The 14,328-nt window shown below is 69.3% G+C and carries 14 protein-coding genes; 2 read left to right on the plus strand and 12 right to left on the minus strand.

The window, feature by feature from the left end; all coding sequences use genetic code 11:
• Positions 1–2: 2 nt before the first annotated feature.
• Positions 3–662, minus strand: a complete 660-nt coding sequence (locus FFK22_RS23770) for a hypothetical protein (protein WP_138890336.1) — start codon at positions 660–662, stop codon at positions 3–5.
• Positions 663–676: 14 nt separating this feature from the next.
• Positions 677–2,935 carry an ATP-dependent helicase gene (locus FFK22_RS23775; RefSeq protein ID WP_138890335.1) on the minus strand — a complete coding sequence of 753 codons (2,259 nt, stop codon included), beginning with the start codon at positions 2,933–2,935 and terminating at the stop codon, positions 677–679.
• Positions 2,936–3,039: 104 nt separating this feature from the next.
• Here FFK22_RS23775 and FFK22_RS23780 point away from each other — a divergent pair, with 104 nt between their 5' ends.
• Positions 3,040–3,525, plus strand: a complete 486-nt coding sequence (locus FFK22_RS23780; protein ID WP_138890334.1) for a GNAT family N-acetyltransferase — start codon at positions 3,040–3,042, stop codon at positions 3,523–3,525.
• 9 nt (positions 3,526–3,534) lie between these two features.
• On the opposite strand, the gene FFK22_RS23785 is transcribed toward FFK22_RS23780, so the two are convergent.
• The 10 genes from FFK22_RS23785 to FFK22_RS23830 all read right to left on the minus strand — a co-directional run bounded on the left by FFK22_RS23785 (position 3,535) and on the right by FFK22_RS23830 (position 13,302).
• The gene (locus tag FFK22_RS23785; protein ID WP_138890333.1) at positions 3,535–3,936 is read right to left on the minus strand and encodes a nuclear transport factor 2 family protein; all 402 of its coding nucleotides are present in this window, start codon (positions 3,934–3,936) and stop codon (positions 3,535–3,537) included.
• Between the two features lie 104 nt (positions 3,937–4,040).
• Entirely contained in the window at positions 4,041–4,559 is a 519-nt protein-coding gene (locus FFK22_RS23790; RefSeq protein ID WP_138890332.1) for a hypothetical protein, read from the minus strand.
• Positions 4,560–4,601: 42 nt separating this feature from the next.
• Positions 4,602–5,123, minus strand: a complete 522-nt coding sequence (locus FFK22_RS23795; RefSeq protein WP_138890331.1) for a pentapeptide repeat-containing protein — start codon at positions 5,121–5,123, stop codon at positions 4,602–4,604.
• Positions 5,124–5,169: 46 nt separating this feature from the next.
• Positions 5,170–6,096, minus strand: coding sequence for a DMT family transporter (locus FFK22_RS23800; protein ID WP_138890330.1), 927 nt, complete (start codon positions 6,094–6,096; stop codon positions 5,170–5,172).
• Between the two features lie 153 nt (positions 6,097–6,249).
• Positions 6,250–7,176, minus strand: a complete 927-nt coding sequence (locus tag FFK22_RS23805; RefSeq protein ID WP_138890329.1) for an ABC transporter substrate-binding protein — start codon at positions 7,174–7,176, stop codon at positions 6,250–6,252.
• A 79-nt stretch (positions 7,177–7,255) separates the two neighbouring features.
• Positions 7,256–8,299: a ribose ABC transporter permease gene (locus FFK22_RS23810; protein ID WP_138890328.1), complete on the minus strand. Its 1,044-nt coding sequence runs from the start codon at positions 8,297–8,299 to the stop codon at positions 7,256–7,258.
• 13 nt (positions 8,300–8,312) lie between these two features.
• Entirely contained in the window at positions 8,313–9,863 is a 1,551-nt protein-coding gene (locus FFK22_RS23815) for a sugar ABC transporter ATP-binding protein (RefSeq protein WP_221938807.1), read from the minus strand.
• Positions 9,844–11,100 carry an ROK family transcriptional regulator gene (locus FFK22_RS23820; RefSeq protein ID WP_138890327.1) on the minus strand — a complete coding sequence of 419 codons (1,257 nt, stop codon included), beginning with the start codon at positions 11,098–11,100 and terminating at the stop codon, positions 9,844–9,846. The genes FFK22_RS23815 and FFK22_RS23820 overlap by 20 nt, the downstream gene beginning before the upstream one ends.
• Positions 11,101–11,255: 155 nt before the next feature.
• The gene (locus FFK22_RS23825; RefSeq protein WP_138890326.1) at positions 11,256–12,641 is read right to left on the minus strand and encodes a HAMP domain-containing sensor histidine kinase; all 1,386 of its coding nucleotides are present in this window, start codon (positions 12,639–12,641) and stop codon (positions 11,256–11,258) included.
• Between the two features lies 1 nt (position 12,642).
• On the minus strand, positions 12,643–13,302 hold the full coding sequence (locus tag FFK22_RS23830; RefSeq protein WP_138890325.1) for a response regulator transcription factor: 660 nt from the start codon (positions 13,300–13,302) through the stop codon (positions 12,643–12,645).
• Positions 13,303–13,446: 144 nt separating this feature from the next.
• Here FFK22_RS23830 and FFK22_RS23835 point away from each other — a divergent pair, with 144 nt between their 5' ends.
• Positions 13,447–14,250 carry a MipA/OmpV family protein gene (locus FFK22_RS23835; protein WP_138890324.1) on the plus strand — a complete coding sequence of 268 codons (804 nt, stop codon included), beginning with the start codon at positions 13,447–13,449 and terminating at the stop codon, positions 14,248–14,250.
• Positions 14,251–14,328 lie beyond the last annotated feature (78 nt).

The following is a 14,328-nucleotide window of genomic DNA, read 5'->3' on the forward strand; positions in this document are numbered from 1 at the left end:
CCTCACTGCCCGCCGCTCTTCAGCACCAGCGGCGACAGGTCGGTGATCTGGTCCTTCACCGCCGCGGCCAGCTCGGCCGGGCAGGCGGTGCCGACGCCGGACAGGCTGCACAGGCGCAGGTCGTCGATGTCGGCGCCGCCTTCGGCGATCTGCGCCGAAGACAGCGGCAGATGCGCCTTGTCGTAGGCGGCGAGGGGCCAGACCCGGCGGGCGACGTAGATCGCCTCGCGGCCGACCGCGATGTGCAGCAACTGCATCTCGCCCTGCCCGTCACTGGCGCGTTTGGTGCAGCCGAGCGCGGTGCGGACGGTGCCGGCTGGGTCGGTCCGGACGTGGCCCTGGATCACGTCGTCGCAATCCTGCTTCATCGCCTCGACGCTGTCCCGGATGAACTCGGCCGGATCGCTGTTGCCCAGCCCGCCGATGCGGGTCACGGCGATGCTGCCTTCGCCGGACTGCGCCGGATCGGTCTTGCGCCACTCGACCACTGTGGTGCTGCCCTCGGTGCCGGCGAAGCTGCGGGACCAGCCGGCCGGCAAGGTCAGAGCCAGGATCTCGCCATTGCCGCCGGGCAGGACCAGCGTGCTGCCCGTCTCTGCCGCCGCCGTGCCGGAAACGGTCAGCGCCGCGAGCAGCGCCAGCGTCGCGCCTCGAACCATCATCTTCATACGCCTGTCTATTGTCCCGCCTCGGCGGCGGGGACGACGAAGCTGTCCATCACCCGCTTCTCGCCGGAATGCTCGAAGGCGATGGTCAGCTTGTCGCTGTCGACGCTGCGGACCTCGCCATAGCCGAACTTCTGGTGGAACACCCGGTCGCCGACGCCGAAGGCGCGGGCCGGGCGCGGTCGGGCATGCACTTCATAGCCGCTGCCTTCGATCACCGTCGGGCCCCGACGCATGAAGCCGCCCTGCGGCGGTGCCGTCCACAGCCGGGTCGGCGCCGCCTCGGCGAAGCGGCCATAGCCGGTGTCGCCGAAGCCGGTCTCGGAGGTGACCTCGACATGGGCGTCCGGCAGCTCGCCGATAAAGCGCGAGGGCAGGGCCGTCTGCCACTGCCCGTGGATGCGCCGGTTGGCGGCGGCGGAGACATAGGCCCGGCGCTTGGCCCGGGTCAGGCCGACATAGGCCAGGCGCCGCTCCTCTTCCAAGGCCGCGATGCCACCGTCGTCCAGCGCGCGCTGGTTCGGGAACACCCCTTCCTCCCAGCCTGGCAGGAAGACATGGGCGAATTCCAGCCCTTTGGCAGCATGCAGGGTCATCAGCGTCGCCTGCTCACCGGTCTTGCCCGTCTCGTTCTCCATCACCAGGCTGACATGCTCGAGGAACGCCTGGAGGGTCTCGAAATCCTCCATGGCGTTGATCAGCTCCTTGAGGTTGTCCAGTCGGCCCGGGGCCTCGGGCGACTTGTCGGCCTGCCACATGGCAGTGTAGCCGCTCTCGTCCAGCACGGTCTGGGCCAGCTCGACCTGCGAGGCCTGCTCCGACAGGCGGCGCCAGCGCTCGAAATCGCCCATCAGGGCGCGCAGCGCGCCGCGCGGCTTCGGTTTCAGCTCGTCGGTCTCGATCAGCCGCAGCGTCGCCTCGGTCAGCGCCACGCCCTGGGCGCGGGCGACCGTGTGCAGCAGTTGGACGGTGGCGTCACCCAGGCCGCGCTTCGGCACATTGACGATGCGCTCGAAGGCCAGATCGTCATCCGGCTGCGCCACCACGCGCAGATAGGCGATGGCGTCGCGGATCTCCTGCCGCTCGTAGAAGCGCGGGCCGCCGACGACGCGGTAGGGCAGGCCGAGGGTCAGGAACCGCTCCTCGAACTCGCGCATCTGGAAGCCGGCGCGGACCAGCACGGCGACCTCGTTCAGCGTCACCTGCTGGCGCTGCAGCCGCTCGATCTCGTCGCCGACCCAGCGCGCCTCCTCCTCGCCGTCCCAGACGCTGCGGACGATGACGGACTCGCCGCCCTCCGCCTCGGTGAACAGGGTCTTGCCCAGGCGCCCCTGGTTGTGCGCGATCAGCCCGCCGGCCGCGCCCAGGATGTGGCTGGTGGAGCGATAGTTCTGCTCCAGCCGGATCACCGCGGCGCCCGGGAAATCCTGCTCGAAGCGCAGGATGTTGCCGATCTCGGCGCCGCGCCAGGAGTAGATCGACTGGTCGTCGTCGCCGACGCAGCACAGGTTGCGGTGCTTCTGCGCCAGCAGGCGCAGCCAGAGATACTGCGAGACGTTGGTGTCCTGGTACTCGTCGACCAGGATATAGCGGAACCGGTCCTGGTAGTCGGCCAGCACCTCCGCATGCTCCTGGAAGATGGTCAGGTTGTGCAGCAGCAGGTCGCCGAAATCGCAGGCGTTCAGCGTTCGCAGCCGCTCCTGATAGGCGATGTACAGTTGCAGCATGCGGCCCTGCGCCACCTCGCCGGCATCGGCCGGCTTCAGCTTGGCCGGGGTCAGGCCGCGATCCTTCCAGCGCTCGATCACCCCCAGCAGCACCCGGGCCGGCCAGCGCTTCGAATCGATGTTGTCGGCCTCGATCAGCTGCTTGATCAGCCGGATCTGGTCGTCGGTGTCGAGGATCGAGAAGTTCGACCGCAGCCCGACCAGCTCGGCATGCCGGCGCAGGATGCGGGCGGCCAGAGCGTGGAAGGTGCCCATCCACCAGCCCTCGGTCGGGGTGCCGAGCAGGTGGGACACGCGCTCGCGCATCTCGCGGGCTGCGCGGTTGGTGAAGGTGACGGTCAGCACCTGACTCGGCCACGCCCGGCGGGTCGACAGGATATGGGCCAGGCGGGTGGTCAGCACCCGGGTCTTGCCGGTGCCGGCCCCGGCCAGCACCAGCACCGGGCCGTCGACGGTCTCGACCGCCTGGCGCTGCGCCGGGTTCAGATTCTGCAGATACGGCGGCTCGAAGCCGGCCGGCATGTTCCGGGAAAGTTCGACCATGCGTCTCCTATAGCATGACCGGGCTGCGTCGGAACCGTCGGCGTCCGGTTGACGCAGGCCGGAGGCACGTCGAGGATCGCCGCGACCCGAACCGAGAGCCCGCCATGACCGACCTCGTGATCCGCCCCGCCGAGCCCCGCGACGCCAAGGAGATCCTGGCGATGATCACCGAGCTGGCGGTGTTCGAGAAGGAGCCCGACGCGGTGCTGGCGACTGAGGCCGACCTGTTGCGCGACGGCTGGGGGCCGAACCCCAAATTCGAGGCGCTGATGGCCGAGCGCGGCGGCCAGGTGCTGGGCTTCGCCCTGTTCTTCTCCAGCTACTCGACCTGGGAGGGGCGGGAAGGGATCTATCTCGAAGACCTCTATGTCCGCGACACCGCCCGCGGTCTCGGCGTCGGCCGGGCGCTGATCGCCCGGATCGCGCAGCTGGTGGTGGCGCGCGGCGGCAAGCGGCTCGACCTCTCGGTGCTGACCTGGAATCCGGCGCGAGACGTCTATGAGCGGCTGGCCTTCGAGCACAAGTCGGACTGGACCGGCTACCGCCTCAGCGGCGAAGCGCTGGCGGCGTTGGCGAAGGTCGGCGGCTGAGATGGATCGTCAGGCCGCAGAGGCCGAGGGATAGCGGGCGGTGTCGCTGAGGCCCGAGATCAGCCAGCGGCCGTCCACCCGGGCCAGGCTGACGATGTTGGTGCCGCTGTGCCGGATCTCGCCGTCCACACGAAAATCATAGGCGCACCAGATGACCGCGATGTCGCCCTCGGTGCGGACAATCGGATCGTAGATCCGCTCCTCCAGCACCGAGGTGCCGTCCTTCGGAAAGATATCGAGCAGGGCGGCGATGGTCAGCTGCCGGACTTCGCCGTTGCTCACCCGCGTCATCATCCCGTCGGGCAGGACCATCTCGAGCAGCGAGGCCGGCCGGCGCTCCTGCATCCCGTTGAGAAAGGACTGGAATACGTCCAGCACCTCCTGCTCCTCGGCCGTCAGCTGCTGCGCCATGGCGCGTCTCCGATGATCCGTTGCAACGCTAGGCCAATGTGGTCGCGGGATTGCAGCGGAAAAGAGTTACAACGGACATGTTGGAAGCGGCCGCACGGCGCCAGCTACCGGTTCCGCTGCCGGAAATATTCCAGGATGATGCACAGGACCACCGGCACCAGGTTGAGCGCGACGATCGTCCCGGACAGCCCGGTGTCGAGATAGAAGCCGAGCGACACTGCCCCCCGGAACGGGTCCAGTCCGATGCCGTAGGACGGCGTGATCGACATCGACGAGACGCCGGCGAACAGCGTCACCGGAAGCCGCGCGATCATGTGGAAGTGATAGGCGACGCCGGCGGTGTACAGGATCGGGATCTGGCTGGCCTGGACCAGCAGCGACAGCCCATAGCCGAGGGCGCGGCGGTTCCACAGCAGGGCGCCGGCGGCGATGCATAGCAGCATCAGCAGCGCGGCGGCCCCCAGGACCAGCCACTGGGTCACGGCGATGATCGCCGCGGCGTCGCGATAGATCCGCTCGCCGATCTCGGTCAGGCCGGCAATCCCGCCGACGATCTGGATCACCGCGATGACGCGGTCGAGGGGGAGGACGGGACGCCGGCTGGGGCGGTCGGTGCTGGTCATCGCTTGCTCGGTTCAGGCTTCGGAGGCCGCAGGCCGGCCGGGCTATTCGCACAGCCCGATCGAGCCTTCGGCGCAGATCTTGGCGCCGTCGGTCCAGGTGGCGCCGGACAGGTCGGCGCCGCGGAACACGGTGCCGCGCAGCTCGGCCCCGGTCAGGGTGGCGCCGCGCAGCCTGGCGCCGACGAAGCGGGCATTGCGCAGGTCGCTCTTGCTGAGGTCGGCGCCGGTCAGGTCGGCATCGGTGAAGTCGGAGTTGCCGAGGCGCGCCGAATCCAGCTTGGCGCCCTTCAGGCTGGCGTTGATGAACTTGGCGCCATAGGCCTCGGCGCCGGTGAAGATCGCTTCGTCCAGCACCGCCCGGGTCAGGCTGACCTCGCGCAGCTGGGCGCCGGTCAGGTCGGCGCGGCTGAGCGGCCGTTCGTCCAGCAGGCAGCGCCGCCAGTTGACCCCCGGCCCGGCGGCGTCGGTGCAACCGGCCCATGCCGTCGCGGCCGGGCCGAGCAGCAGGGCGATGGACAGAGCGAGGGCCCGGGCGACTCGGGAGCCGAAGGATGCGACCGACATGGCCGGACAGTCTCCGATCCCCGGATTCAGCGCAAGAGCGCCGGAGTCACATCGATTTGCCGACCGGGCGGACGATCCGGCGCTGCCGCTCGCGGAAGGCGATGAACAGGCTGGAACCGACGATCACCGCGGTGCCCAGCAGCTCGATCGGGGTGGGGAACTCGCCCCAGGCCAGGAAGCCGAGGCCGAGGGCGAAGATCAGCGAGGCGTAGTCGAAGGGTGCGATCACCGAGGCCGGGGCCAGCTGATAGGCCTTGGTCATCAGGATCTGGGCGATGCCGCCCAGGACGCCGACCGCGACCAGGATCGGGATGTCGATCAGGTCCGGCCAGACCCCGACGAAGGGCAGTGTGGCGGCGCCGGCGATCGCTCCCGACAGGGTGAAGTAGAACACGATGGTGACGTTCGATTCGGTGTCCGCCATCTTCCGGATCGAGACCATGGCGAAGGCGGTGGCCAGCGCTCCGCCCAGAGCCACGAGCGCGCCGAGCGAGACGCCGGTGGCAGGGGTGGGATGCACCACCAGCAGCACGCCGACGAAGCCGATCACCACCGCGCTCCAGCGATAGATCCGCACCGTCTCGCCAAGCAGCGGGATGGCCAGGATGGTGATGAACATCGGCGCGGCGTAGCCCAGCGCCGTGGCGGTCGCCAGCGGCAGCATGCTCAGCGCAGTGAAGCCGCAGAACATTGAGACAAGGCCGGAGCCGGAACGGCGCAGATGGCCGCCCAGCCGCTCGGTCTTCAGCACCCGGAAGCCGCCGAGGCGATGCACCAGCCACAGCACCGGGATCATGGCGAAGAAGCTGCGGACGAAGACGATCTGGCCGACCGGATACTGGTCGCCGAGCTGCTTGATCAGCGCCGACATGCAGGTGAATAGCGCGGCCGAAGCCAGCTTGTAGCCGATGGCGGGCAGGAGCGAGGCTGGGGCCGCGTCACTCGCCCCTTTTTCGGCCTGGGAGATCGTCATCGGAAACGGGGCCCGTTGCGGCTCGATCGTTCCTCCACAGTTACGCCGGACGAATCGGCAGGGCCATGGACGATCGCGCCGGGTCTGCCATGCATAGCGCTGCCGGACAGGAAACCTGGGCTGGGTCCGTGAACCCAGCCCAGGCGACAATGCTTACTCGCCCGTCCAGCCCTTGTAGTCGTTGACGTTGTCGCGGGTGACGAGGGTCGAGGGGATCAGGGTCGGGTCCTGCGCCGGCTTCTGGCCGTTCAGCAGGCCGACACCCTCCTGCACTGCCTTGCGGGCCATGAAGAACGGGTCCTGGGCCGAGGAGGCCTGGACCAGGGTGTTGCCCTTCAGCGCGGCGACGATGTCCGGCGCGCCGTCGACCGAGGTGATGACGATGTCGCTGCGGCCGAGCTGCTTGGCCGCGAGGTCGGCGCCGATCGCGGTCGGGTCGTTGATGGCGAAGACGCCGTCGATCTTCTCGAACCGGGTCAGCAGGCTCTGCATCACCGCCAGGCCGCCGTCGCGCGAGCCCTTGGCGTCCTGGTCGCCGGACAGGATCTTCAGGTCCGGCAGCTTGTCCCAGACGTTGTGGCAGCCCTTGACCCGGTCGATCACGGCCGAGACCTGTGGGCCGTTGACGATCACCACGTTGCCCTTGTTGCCGAGCTTGTCGGCGATGTACTTGCAGGCGATCTCGCCGGCCTGGACGTTGTCGGTCGTCACCGTGGCGTCGGCGCCCTCAGCGGCCGTGTCGACCGCGACGACGATGATGCCGGCGGCCTGCGCTTTCTTGATCGCCGGCCCGATCGCCTTCGGGTCGCCGGGGTTGAGCAGGATCATGTCGACGCCGGCGGCGATGAAGTTGTCGATCTGGGTGAACTGCTTGCCCAGGTCGTAGTCGTAGCCGACGGCCTGGACCTCGACATCCGGGTTGGTCTTCTTCGCCTCGAACTCGGCACCCTTGGCCAGGGCGGTGAAGAACGGGTTGCCCATCGAGCCGAGCGAGACGCCGATCTTCTTGAGATCCTTGGCCTCGGCGGCGCCGACCGAAAGCGCCAGCGCGACGCCGGCGAGCAGGATGTGTTTCAGCACGTGGTTCCTCCCCTGGTCTGAGCGATGGAGCCGGCGGGGCGACCAGAGATCCCGCCGGCTTTTCCGGATGGTCGGAAACTCAGGTGCGGGCCGATCCCTGCAGGCGCAGCCGGTCGAGGGCGACGGCGCCGATGATGATCAGGCCCTTGATGATGTACTGCCAGACGTCTGGCATCCCGACCAGGATCAGCCCGTTCGACAGCACGGCGATGATCAGGGCGCCGACCAGCGTGCCCCAGATCGAGCCGATGCCGCCGACGAAGGAGGTGCCGCCCAGGATCACCGCGGCGATGGCGTCGAGCTCGTAGCTGACGCCGAGCTGGGTGCCGTTGGCGGCGTAGAGCCGGGCGGCCGACATCACGCCGCCGAGGCCGGCGAGCAGGCCGGAGGCGCCGTAGACGAACAGCAGCACCCGCCAGACCTTGATGCCGGACAGCCGCGCCGCATCCGGGTTGCCGCCGACCGAATAAATGTGCACGCCCAGGACCGTGCGCCGCAGCACCAGCCAGGACAGGACGATCACGAGGAAGGCGATGATCACCAGCCAGGGCACGCCGAACAGGGTAGCGTTGCCGATGAAGTCGAAGGGCAGGGACGGGTTGAACACGGTGGTGTCGTCGCCCAGCAGCCGGGCGATACCGCGCACCGCGGTCAGCGAGCCGAGGGTGACGATGAAGGGCGGCAGGCGCAGGAAGGCGATCAGCGCCCCGTTGGCCAGGCCGAAGACGAGGCCGGCGAGCAGGCCGAACAGGATGCCGAGCAGCCCGAGATCGGTGAGCAGGAACTGGCCCAGTCCGAAGGGGAGGCTGAGCGTGATGTCGGGGATCAGCGACCCGATGACCGCGATCATGGCGGCGGCGGCCAGGATCGAGCCGACCGACAGGTCGATGCCGCCGGTCAGGATGACGAAGGTCATGCCGGCGGCCAGGACGGTGTTGATCGAGGCCTGCTGCATCACGATCGAGGCGTTCTGCCAGGAGGCGAAGCGCCCGTTCATGGCGTAGAAGGCGATGCACAGCAGGACCAGCACCGGCAGCATGCCGACGGTCCGGATCAGGCCCTGGATCATCAGCCGGCGTTCGGCGTCGCGGTTGACGGCGGAGGTGGCGGCGTTGTCGGCCATGGTTGACGATCCCTTACTGGACGGTGGCGACAGGGGCGGTGATGCCGGTGGCGAGGGCCATGACCGCCTCCTGGGTCAGCGGGCGGCCGGAGGCGCCGCCGGCCTCGCCCTCGATCCGGCCCTCGCGCATCACCAAAGCGCGGTCGGCGATGCCGATCACCTCCGGCAGCTCCGAGGAGATGACGATGACGCCGATCCCGGCCTTCGCCAGCCCGTCGATGATGCGGTAGATCTCCGACTTGGCGCCGATGTCGACGCCGCGGGTCGGCTCGTCGAGGATCAGGATGCGCGGCTTGGTCTCCAGCAAGCGCGACAGCAGCACCTTCTGCTGGTTGCCGCCGGACAGCGCGCCGACCGTGACCTCGGGGTTGGCCACCCGGATCTTGAGCGCGGCGATGGCGTCTTTGGCACGGACCTTGGCCCGGGCACGGTCGAGCACGCCGCCGGTCTTCGCGTCGGTGCCGCAGACCACGAGGTTGATATTGTCCTGCACCGACATGTCGAGGAACAGGCCCTGGCCCTTGCGGTCCTCGGTCAGGTAGGCGATGCCGGCGGCGATGGCGTCGCCCGGCCCGTGGATCTGCAGCGGCTTGCCGTCGAGCGCCACCTCGCCGGCGGTCTTCGGTTCGGCGCCGAAGATCAGCCGCGCCAGCTCGGTGCGGCCGGACCCGACGAGGCCGGCGATGCCAAGCACCTCGCCCTCGTGCAGCTCAAAGCTGCAGCCGCGCACGCGGTTGCCGTCGGCGATGTCGCGGACTGCGAAGATCACCCGGCCGCGGCTCTGATGCGCATCGTGCTCCTTCTTGTAGAAGCCGGAGATGTCGCGCCCGACCATCATCTTGACCAGCGCCTCCGCCGACAGGCCGGCGCGGTCGAGCGTGCCGACATAGCTGCCGTCGCGCAGCACCGAGACGCGGTCGGACAGCTCGTAGATCTCCGACATCCGGTGGCTGATATAGATGATCGCCAGCCCCTCGGCCTTGAGCCGGCGGATCAGCTCGAACAGCCGGTCGGTCTCGCGTGCCGACAGCGCCGTGGTCGGCTCGTCCATCACCAGGATGCGGGCCTGGGCGTGGATGGCGCGGGCGATCTCGACCAGCTGGCGCTCGGCGATCGACAGGGTGCCGACCAGCGTGGTCGGGCGGAAGCCGGCGCCCAGCCGCTTCAGCACGTCCTCGCAGCCGGCCAGCATCGCCTTGCGGTCGACGAAGGGACCGGATGTCGGCTCGCGGCCGAGATAGATGTTCTCGGCCACGCTCAGATTGGGCGACAGGCTGAGCTCCTGGTAGATCACGGCGATGCCCAGTCGCTTGGCGGCCAGCGGCCCGTCGATCACGACCTCCCTGCCGTCCAGGCGGATGGTGCCGCCGGCATCGGCCTGGTAGGCGCCGGACAGCACCTTCATCAGGGTCGACTTGCCGGCGCCGTTCTCGCCCATCAGGGCGTGGATCTCGCCCGGATAGACGGTCAGGTCGACCCGGGCCAGCGCCTTCACCCCCGGGAAGGTCTTGGAGATGCCGTGCATCTCCAGGACCGGGGTGGGGCTAGTCTGCGACTGCAGCATGGTCGCGCCATCCTCTCTCGTCGGCGCTGCGGGTCAGGATCGAGGCCCGCGGCGAGAAGCTGAAGAACATCGGCAGGCTGGCGGCGCCGATGGCGCCGGCATCGCAGCCGAAGGAGCCATGCAGGAGGTGCGGCGGCTGGCTTGCCTCCGGCACGGTCGCGGCCAGCCGCGCCTGCAGCCGGCCGATCAGGGCGTCGATCAGCCCATCGTCGATATCGGCGTCGATGATCACGCTGCGCACCTCCAAGAGGGCGGCGGCGGACCAGATCGCGTCGGTCAGGGCGTCGACACAATCCCCGACCCATTCCGCCACCGGCGGCCGGCAGGCGGCGATCGCGGCCTTGAGGTCGGCGCGGCCATCGCCGGGCAGGCCGTGGAAGGCGAGGTGACGCGACAGCGCGTTCAGCGAGGCGCGGGTCAGCAGGATGTCGCGGCCGTCGGCGGCCGGCGGGGCGGAGGCGAGGCGCCCGGGCCCGACCGGCAGCAGCGCCACGTCGCCGGCATTGCCGGTCGGGCCGCGCAGGCAGTCGCCGCCCAGCACCACGCCGCCGCCGATGGCGGGGCCGATGAACAGGTACAGGAAGTCGTCGATGCTGCGGCCGATGCCGTAGAACAGCTCGGCCACGGCGGCGGCGGTGCCGTCGTTCTCGCCGAAGACGGCCAGGCCGGTCGCCGCCTCCAGCATCGCCGCGAAATCGGCCGTGTCCCAGGCGGCGAAAGCGGCCGGCGGCAGGTCGAGCTGGTGCAGCCAGGCGCCGAGATTGTAGGGCTGGGCCAGGCCGATGCCGGCCAGCTTCGGCCGGTCGGCGGGGGCCAGGACGGCCAGCAGCTCCTCGACGTCCTGGCGGGCGATGCGCAGCGCCTCGGCCGGGGCGGGCAGCAGCCCGTCATGGCTGCGGCGGGCGATCACGGCGCCGCCGAAATCGATCAGCACCGCCTCCATGCTGCGCCGGTCCAGCCGAACGCCGATGCCGTAGGCGCCCTTCGGCGCCAGCCGGTACAGGGTGGCGGGCTGGCCGCGGCCGCCGTCGTGGCGCTTGCCGAGCGAGGCGATCAGCCCGTCGTTCTCGAGCTGCGCGATGATGCCGCCGATCGCGGTGTTGGTCAGGTCGGCCAGCCGGGCCAGCTCGGCCTTCGACGCCTCGCCGGCGCGGCGCAGGGTCTGCAGCACCAGCCGCTCGTTGTAGCGGCGGAGCTGCACCGAATTCGTGCCGCGGCGGATGGCGGACCGTCGCACTTCCTTCCTCTCCTCCCGGGCCGATATTAATTGAACGTGATGGAATTAATCCCGATGAGCCGCCCGCGTCAAGGGACAGTTTCTCTCGTTCTTGCGTCGGGCTGCGACAGGAGCTTTCCGGTGACGGTCACGACTGTGGCGGGCCGCCAGAGCCGTCAACCGTAATATGAGGTCCGGTGGTCCGGCAACACCGGCGGCGGCGCGCTCGGCAGCCGCAAGCGGACATGCAGCCCGCCGAGCGTTCCAGGGTCCAGCCGGTCCACCGGCACATCCATGCGCCGGCACAGCTCGGCAACGATCGAGAGGCCGAGGCCGACCCCGTCGCCACCGGAGCGCCCGAGCCGCTGGAACCGCTCGAATGCGCGTTCGAACGCATCCGCCGACAGGCCGGGGCCGTCGTCTTCCACCAGCAGGTCGGTGGCGGCCGACTGGCCTCGGGCGACCGTGACAACGACCCGGCCCGGTGAGGCGGCGTATTTCACCGCATTCTCGACGAGGTTCCGCAACACGATCGCCAGCAGCTCGGGGTAAGCCGTGACGGCGGCTGACCGGGGCGAGTCCAGCGTGATCTCCACCGCGCGCTCGTTGGCCGATGGCACCAGGTCGGCGACGACGGACTGAACGAGCTCGACCAGATCGATGCGGCTTCCGGGGCACCGCGTGAGATCGATCGACTGCGACCGGGCGACGTCGAGGAGCTGCGCGACCAGCCGGCCCGCCCGGCTCGTCGCCTCCAGGATATTGGCGAAGCGCGGCTGGATGCGCTCGGGCACGTCGCCTTCGAGGGCTTCCACCTGTGCCCGGATCGCGGTCAGCGGGGTGCGCAGCTCGTGGGCCGCGTTCGACACGAAGTCACGCTCGTGTTCCAGCACCAGCTGCAGCCGCGCCATCAGGCCGTTGAGCGCGTGAGCGACCCCCTGCAGCTCGCTCGGGGCTTCCGCCTCGTCCAGCGGCGCGAGGTTCTCCTCGCTGCGGTCGCGGACCTGGTCGGCGAAGGCGCCGAGCGGCTTCAGCCCGGAGCGGATGCCGACAGTCATGGCGAACCTGACCAATGCCGCCGAGATCAGGACATAGCCCGCCACCAGGCCGGCCACCTGGAGAGAGGAGAAGAACGGCTCATAGGTGTCGACGCCGATCACCACCCGTGTGCCGGTGCGCTCGTCCTCGAAGCTGTCGATGGTCCGCGACTCGCCGCCGATATCGACCGCGCCCTTCGCGGGCAGGGCCAGCAGCTCGTCCGCCGGCAGGGGCTCCGAGGCATAGAGCAGCTGCCCGTTCCGGCTGATCACGATCAGGTAATCGTCGAGGTCGACTTTGAAGTCGGAGCTCTGTTGCGGCCTGAACAGTGGAAACACTGTCGGCGAAGCCGGTTGCGTCGAGGCGAAGGCCAGCATCAGCTCCGCCGTGTGGGTGGTCCGGCTATCGAACGATTCGTTGTACTCCAACGCGACCGCGGCCACGATCAGGAGAGATGCCGGCGCCCAGACCGCCGTGATCAGCCAGGCCAGTCGACGGTGCAGGCGCGCACGGATCGACGGCATGCTATTCCCTCGGCAGCATGTAGCCGACCCCGCGGATCGTCTGGATCAGGTCGGCGCCGAGCTTGCGGCGGATCTGCGAGACGAACACTTCCAGCGTGTTGCTCTCGGCCTCCCCGCCCCAGCCATAGAGGTGGTCCTCGAGGGTGTGCCGGGTGAGCACCCGCCCCTGGTTCTCGACGAACATCAGCAGCAGCGCGAACACCTTGGGCGTCAGCGTGATGCTTTCGCCGCCGCGCAGCACGGCGAAGGATGCGGGATCGATCCTCAGGTCCCGGTACTGCCGGACCTCTGAGCGGCGGTCGCCGCGGCGCCGGGCGATCGCGCGGCAGCGGGCCATCAGCTCCTCCATGGCGAAGGGCTTGACCAGATAGTCGTCGGCGCCCAGGTCGAGGCCGCGCACCCTGGTGTCCAGCTCGTAGCGGGCGCTCAGGATCAGGACGCGGAGACCGTGGCCGGCCGCCCGCTGCTCCCGCAGGATCTCGAGGCCGTCCCGGTCCGGCAGGCCGAGGTCGAGGATCATCAGGTCGAAGGCGTCCAGCTCGGTGATTCCGTCGAGGCCGGCGGCGTTCCTGAGCCAGTCGACGGTGATGCCGGACCGGGTCAGGCGTGCGCGAATGGCGTCGCCGATCAGCGGGTCGTCCTCGACAAGCAGGATGCGCATCATTCACTCCCGGCAGCTCGGGCGACAGCATCCCACCGGAACCTGAAACGAAGCTGAATCGCCGGCTTCGTCACGTTCAGGTCCGGTTCAGGTCCCGCTGGCAGGGTCGGCGCCGCATCCGACCCAACATAGGGCAAAAACAAGATGAGACGCGCATTCTTCGGCCGCGGGCTGTTCCCGGCGGCGATCCTTTGCGTCACTGCGGCGGTCCAGACGGCGGCGCGGAGCGCGGTGGCCCAGGACGAGCCTCCCGCGGAATGGTCGTTCACCCTTGGCGGCGGCGCCATGTATGCGCCGGACTACGAGGGATCCGACGACTACACGGTGATGCCGATGCCGTTCGTGGAGGTGTCCTGGCGGGACCGAATCCGGCTGTCGGGACTGGGGATCTACGCGACCCCGTTCGCGACCGACGGCCTGCGGTTCGACCTCGGCGTCAAGTACGAGTTCGGGCGCTACGAGGACGACAACGACGCCCTGAAGGGGCTCGGCGATCTCGAGGTCGGCGCGGTGGCGGTCGTCCGGTTCGGCTACGAGGCCGGTCCCGTGAACCTCGGCCTGGAGGTTGCCCGTGACCTGACCGGCGACCGCAACGGCCTGACGGCCACCGCCGAGGCGGAGTACGCGATTCAGCTCGACGACGTCCGGCTCAGCGTGACCCCGCACCTCACCTGGGCCGACGACGAGTACATGAGCAACAGCTTCGGCATCACCGCGGCGCAGGCCGCGCGATCCGCCCGCGGGCTCGCCGCCTATGACGCCGGCAGCGGACTGAAGGACGCCGGCATCAATCTCGGCATCGGATACATGATGACCGACTCGATCTACGTGATGGGCCAGGTCGGCTACAGCCGGCTGCTCGGCGACGCCGCCGACAGCCCGCTGGTCAGCAGCGAGGGCAGCGCCGACCAGCTCTCCGCAATGCTCGGTCTGTCCTACCGCTGGTAGCGGAGCGAGGGGGTGGCAGATGCACTCTTCGCTTCCCCCTTCCCCAAGCCTGCTGGACGACGGCTGGATCGAGGACCG

Source organism: Mycobacterium sp. KBS0706 (assembly GCF_005938675.2).
In the GTDB taxonomy this organism is placed as follows: domain Bacteria; phylum Pseudomonadota; class Alphaproteobacteria; order DSM-16000; family Inquilinaceae; genus Inquilinus.